Source organism: Candidatus Pseudoscillospira sp. SGI.172 (assembly GCF_050313575.1).
Lineage (GTDB): Bacteria > Bacillota > Clostridia > Oscillospirales > Oscillospiraceae > Vermiculatibacterium.
This window is the reverse complement of the sequence record NZ_JBNPLQ010000057.1, coordinates 1-5956: the sequence shown is the minus strand read 5'-3', so window position 1 is coordinate 5956 and position 5956 is coordinate 1. Positions and strand designations below refer to the sequence as shown.

General features: G+C 51.4%; 4 tRNA genes and 3 rRNA genes. All 7 read right to left on the bottom strand.

The window, feature by feature from the left end:
- Positions 1-4: 4 nt before the first annotated feature.
- Positions 5-120: ribosomal RNA gene (gene rrf, locus ACQRD3_RS13260) — 5S ribosomal RNA — on the bottom strand.
- 162 nt (positions 121-282) lie between these two features.
- Positions 283-357: transfer RNA gene (locus tag ACQRD3_RS13255), tRNA-Glu, on the bottom strand.
- A 1-nt stretch (position 358) separates the two neighbouring features.
- Positions 359-434 (bottom strand) — tRNA-Lys (locus ACQRD3_RS13250).
- A gap of 153 nt (positions 435-587) precedes the next feature.
- A 23S ribosomal RNA gene (locus ACQRD3_RS13245) occupies positions 588-3430 on the bottom strand.
- A gap of 347 nt (positions 3431-3777) precedes the next feature.
- Positions 3778-3854 (bottom strand) — tRNA-Ile (locus ACQRD3_RS13240).
- Between the two features lie 3 nt (positions 3855-3857).
- Positions 3858-3933: transfer RNA gene (locus tag ACQRD3_RS13235), tRNA-Ala, on the bottom strand.
- 108 nt (positions 3934-4041) lie between these two features.
- A 16S ribosomal RNA gene (locus ACQRD3_RS13230) occupies positions 4042-5572 on the bottom strand.
- The 16S, 23S and 5S rRNA genes sit together here with 4 tRNA genes alongside, the layout of an rRNA operon.
- Positions 5573-5956 lie beyond the last annotated feature (384 nt).

The window sequence follows — 5956 nt, the reverse complement described above, 5'->3', positions numbered from 1 at the left end:
TTTGTGTTGGCGCCACCTATTTTCCCGGCTCGTTACCAAGCAAGTATCTTCGGCGCAGATGAGCTTAACTTCCGTGTTCGGAATGGGAACGGGTGGACCCTCACCGCAATCGACACCAACTTACTTTTCCTTGGAAAGAAAAGTAAGCAAAAGAAACTTCCATGAACTTTCTTCTCCTTACCGTTCTTCACAACAGTAAGTATTATATTCAGTTGTTCCTCACTTGTCAAGAACTTTTATCAAAGTCCTCTCCGCTTCCTTCTTCTTCCAAAAGAAAGGAAATGGTGACCCGTACCGGATTCGAACCGATGTTAACGGCGTGAGAGGCCGCTGTCTTAACCACTTGACCAACGGGCCATGGTGCGCCTTCACGGACTCGAACCGGGGACCCACTGATTAAGAGTCAGTTGCTCTACCAACTGAGCTAAAGGCGCATACTTTTCTTCGAGAAGAACGGTATCAAAAGAAGCCTTCACAAACTTCTCTTCCCCGCCTCTTCCCTCAGAAGGGGAGTGCCAAGAACACACCCTCAAAACCGAACAATGTAGATTTCCTGTCCAACAAGCAAGCCGCCTGCATTTCATGTTAAGGTCAAGCCCTCGGCTGATTAGTACCGGTCAGCTGCATGCATTACTGCACTTCCACCTCCGGCCTATCAACGATGTAGTCTACATCGAGCCTTACCTCTTAAAGAGTGAGAGATCTCATCTTAGGGGGAGTTTCACGCTTAGATGCCTTCAGCGTTTATCTCGTCCGCACGTAGCTACCCAGCCATGGCCTTGGCAGGCCAACTGGTGCACCAGCGGTGCGTCCATCCCGGTCCTCTCGTACTAAGGACAGCTCCCTTCAAATCTCTTACGCCCGCAACAGATAGGGACCGAACTGTCTCACGACGTTCTGAACCCAGCTCGCGTGCCGCTTTAATTGGCGAACAGCCAAACCCTTGGGACCGAATACAGCCCCAGGATGCGACGAGCCGACATCGAGGTGCCAAACCTCCCCGTCGCTGTGGACGCTTGGGGGAGATCAGCCTGTTATCCCCAGGGTAGCTTTTATCCGTTGAGCGACGGCACTTCCACGTGCGTACCGCCGGATCACTAACTCCAACTTTCGTTACTGCTCGACTTGTCAGTCTCGCAGTTAGGCTGGCTTATACGTTTACACTCATTGCACGATTTCCGTCCGTGCTGAGCCAACCTTTGAGCGCCTCCGTTACCTTTTAGGAGGCGACCGCCCCAGTCAAACTGCCCACCTAACAGTGTCCCCCGACCGGATTCACGGCCGCAGGTTAGAAAACCAGCAATCCAAGGGTGGTATCCCAAGGGTGACTCCATCAAAGCTGACGCCCTGACTTCCAAGTCTCCCACCTATCCTGTACATGGATTACCGATTTCCAGTATTAAGCTACAGTAAAGCTCCATGGGGTCTTTCCGTCTAGTTGCGGGTAACTGGCTTCTTCACCAGTACAACAATTTCGCCGGGCGGGCTGTTGAGACAGTGCCCAAATCGTTACGCCATTCGTGCGGGTCAGAACTTACCTGACAAGGAATTTCGCTACCTTAGGACCGTTATAGTTACGGCCGCCGTTTACTGGGGCTTCAATTCAATGCTTCGGGTTGCCCCTAACATCTCCTCTTAACCTTCCAGCACCGGGCAGGCGTCAGCCCATATACGTCATCTTTCGATTTAGCATAGACCTGTGTTTTTGGTAAACAGTCGCTTGGGCCTATTCACTGCGGCCCCCCTTAGGGGGCTCCCCTTCTCCCGAAGTTACGGGGTCATTTTGCCGAGTTCCTTAACAACCCTTCTCCCGTTGGCCTTAGGATTCTCTCCTCATCTACCTGTGTCGGTTTGCGGTACGGGCGCCTTAGCATACCTCACGCCTTTTCTCGCCTCTGGACATCGAGGACTTCCCTACTGAAGTTCGGTCCCTTACGCCCGGGTCAACCAACGCCCGGGTTCCTCTATTCCAAAGTGTCAACGTGCTTAAGTTTCGGCGGCTACGGAATTTCAACCGTATGTGCATCGGCTACGCCTTTCGGCCTCGCCTTAGCTCCCGGCTTACCTTGGGCGGACGAACCTTCCCCAAGAAACCTTAGATTTTCGGCCATTATGATTCCCACATAATTCTCGCTACTCATTCCGGCATTCTCACTCGAATACAGTCCACCGCTGCTTCCGCTGCGACTTCACCCCGTATTCGACGCTCCCCTACCCCTGCCTTGCGGCAAGCCCAAGCTTCGGTTAGATACTTAGCCCCGTTATATTTTCCGCGCAAAACCACTCGACCAGTGAGCTATTACGCACTCTTTGAATGAGTGGCTGCTTCTAAGCCAACATCCTGGTTGTTTTCGCAGTTTCACATCGTTTTCCACTTAGTATCTATTTGGGACCTTAGCTGTGGGTCTGGGCTGTTTCCCTTTTGACTATGAGACTTATCTCACACAGTCTGACTGCCGATCATCAATTCTGCGGTATTCTTAGTTTGATAGGGTTCAGTAAGCTTATCGCCCCCTAGCCCATTCAGTGCTTTACCCCCGCGAATCTAAATCAACGCTAGCCCTAAAGCTATTTCGGGGAGAACCAGCTATCTCCGGGTTCGATTGGAATTTCACCGCTATCCACAGGTCATCACCGGTCATTGCAACGAACGTGTGTTCGGTCCTCCAGTGAGTTTTACCTCACCTTCAACCTGCCCATGGATAGGTCACCCGGTTTCGGGTCTATGGCTACTGACTTCATACGCGCTGTTCACACTCGGTCTCCCTACGCCTCCGGTACTGAGTACCTTAAGCTTGCCAGTAACTATAACTCGCCGGACCATTCTACAAAAGGTACCTCATCACCCATTAACGGGCTTTGAGTGCTTGTAAGCACAAGGTTTCAGGTTCTATTTCACTCCCCTCCCGGGGTCCTTTTCACCTTTCCCTCACGGTACTGCTCCTCTATCGGTCATCAGGTAGTATTTAGGCTTGGAGGGTGGTCCCCCCAGTTTCCCACGAGGTTTCACGTGTCTCGCGGTACTCTGGAACTCGGCTGAAGCAATTCGGCTTTCGTCTACGGGGCTCTCACCCGCTGTGGCTGGCCTTCCCATACCATTCGACTAACCTATTGCTCCGTTGTGCCGGTCCGCAACCCCAGAGAATAAATCCTCTGGTTTGGCCTCTTCCGCGTTCGCTCGCCACTACTAGCGGAATCTCTGTTGATTTCTCTTCCTCGCCCTACTTAGATGTTTCAGTTCAGGCGGTTCCCCACGTACACCTATTTGATTCAATGCACGTTGACAGAGTATTGCTCTGCCGGGTTTCCCCATTCGGAAATCTCCGGATCAATGCTTATGTGCAGCTCCCCGAAGCTTATCGCAGCTTGTCGCGTCCTTCATCGGCTCCTGATGCCAAGGCATTCCCCTTGCGCTCTTATCAGCTTGACCTTGTAGAACAACCTTTGTTTTAAAGCTGTTCTCATGATCATGAATTATGCAGGCTTCACAGAAGTTTGTCAATTTGGCTTATTATTGTCGTTACCCTACTAAACAGCTTTCGCCATTCAATATACATTCCACAACATTTTTGCTTTATTGCCCTCTGTTGCTTGCTTATCATACTTTCAATCTACATTGTTCAGTTTTCAAGGTGCGTCCCTTCCAGTCTCAACTCTCGTTGAAACCAGATGCAAACACTCAAGCATTGAATGCTTGCATCTGACTTCAAACTTCGTTCGGAAGGATGATTCTGTTGAAGTTCTCTTTGCCCGCTTCCTCTTTCAGGAGAAAACAGGTGGTGGGCCAAAGTGGACTCGAACCACCGACCTCACGATTATCAGTCGTGTGCTCTAGCCAGCTGAGCTATTGGCCCATTTGGTGGAGGTTACCGGACTCGAACCGGTGACCCCCTGCTTGCAAAGCAGGTGCTCTACCAGCTGAGCTAAACCCCCGTATCGTGCGCCCTCTAAATTAAACAACGTGAAGTCACTCTTAAGCTCCGGAAAGGTCTGACCTTAGGACGTTACAGAAGAATGTTCCGTCTCCTGAAGTCTCCTTAGAAAGGAGGTGATCCAGCCGCACCTTCCGATACGGCTACCTTGTTACGACTTCACCCCAATTATCGAACCCACCTTCGGCCGCGCCCCCCTTGCGGTTAGGCTACGGACTTCGGGTGTTCCCGACTCTCATGGTGTGACGGGCGGTGTGTACAAGGCCCGGGAACGTATTCACCGCGGCATGCTGATCCGCGATTACTAGCGATTCCAACTTCATGCAGGCGGGTTTCAGCCTGCAATCCGAACTGGGACGGCTTTTAGGGATTCGCTCCACCTCGCGGTATTGCTTCCCTCTGTTGACCGCCATTGTAGTACGTGTGTGGCCCAGGACATAAGGGGCATGATGATTTGACGTCGTCCCCACCTTCCTCCGTTTTGTCAACGGCAGTCTCGCTAGAGTGCTCTTGCGTAGCAACTAGCAATAAGGGTTGCGCTCGTTGCGGGACTTAACCCAACATCTCACGACACGAGCTGACGACAACCATGCACCACCTGTCTCTACTTTCCCCGAAGGGCACCTAATGCATCTCTGCTTCGTTAGTAGGATGTCAAGCCCTGGTAAGGTTCTTCGCGTTGCTTCGAATTAAACCACATACTCCACCGCTTGTGCGGGCCCCCGTCAATTCCTTTGAGTTTCAACCTTGCGATCGTACTCCCCAGGTGGGATACTTATTGTGTTAACTGCGGCACGGAGGGGGTCAGACCCCCCACACCTAGTATCCATCGTTTACAGCGTGGACTACCAGGGTATCTAATCCTGTTTGCTCCCCACGCTTTCGCGCCTCAGCGTCAGTTAATGTCCAGCAGGCCGCCTTCGCCACTGGTGTTCCTCCGTATATCTACGCATTTCACCGCTACACACGGAATTCCGCCTGCCTCTCCATCACTCAAGACCCACAGTTTCAAGTGCAGTTCCAGGGTTGAGCCCTGGAATTTCACACCTGACTTGCAGGCCCGCCTACACGCCCTTTACACCCAGTAAATCCGGATAACGCTTGCCACCTACGTATTACCGCGGCTGCTGGCACGTAGTTAGCCGTGGCTTATTCATCAGGTACCGTCATTTGTTTCGTCCCTGATAAAAGAAGTTTACAACCCGAGGGCCTTCTTCCTTCACGCGGCGTTGCTGGGTCAGGCTTTCGCCCATTGCCCAATATTCCCCACTGCTGCCTCCCGTAGGAGTCTGGGCCGTATCTCAGTCCCAATGTGGCCGGTCAACCTCTCAGTCCGGCTACTGATCGTCGCCTTGGTGGGCCGTTACCCCGCCAACCAGCTAATCAGACGCGAGTCCATCTCAGAGCGATAAATCTTTGGCAGCAAGAGGATGTCCCCTCGCTGCATTATGCGGTATTAGCAACTGTTTCCAGCTGTTATTCCCCACTCCAAGGCAGGTTGCTCACGCGTTACTCACCCGTCCGCCACTAAGAAACCAAATCCGTTGTCCGAAAACTCCGTCATTGGCTCTCCGTTCGACTTGCATGTGTTAAGCACGCCGCCAGCGTTCATCCTGAGCCAGGATCAAACTCTCAATAAAATGGTATCTAAACAGCCTCGCAGCCGTTCAAATCAACTCATTTCATCGAAACTAATAATCATAGCTTCAAAGAAATCCAAACTTGAGCCTTCACAAGTCTTTTGAACTTGTAAAGGACTTTTAGTCCTTATCTGGTGCTTGTATAAGCTTCTTCACGTTGTTTAATTTACAAGGTGCACGCCGCTCGCTGTTTCGCTCGCCAACGGGCTTTTCAATTATATCATAGCTCGTTTGCTTTGTCAAGAACTTTTTTCGTCTTTTCTGAAATTTCTTTCAGAACCGGCCGTTTCTTCGTTTTTGACTTTCGAAGCGAACTTTGATATCTTATCACAGCTCAGCTCGTTTGTCAAGCACTTTTTTCGGCCGTTCGGAATTTTCTTTCAG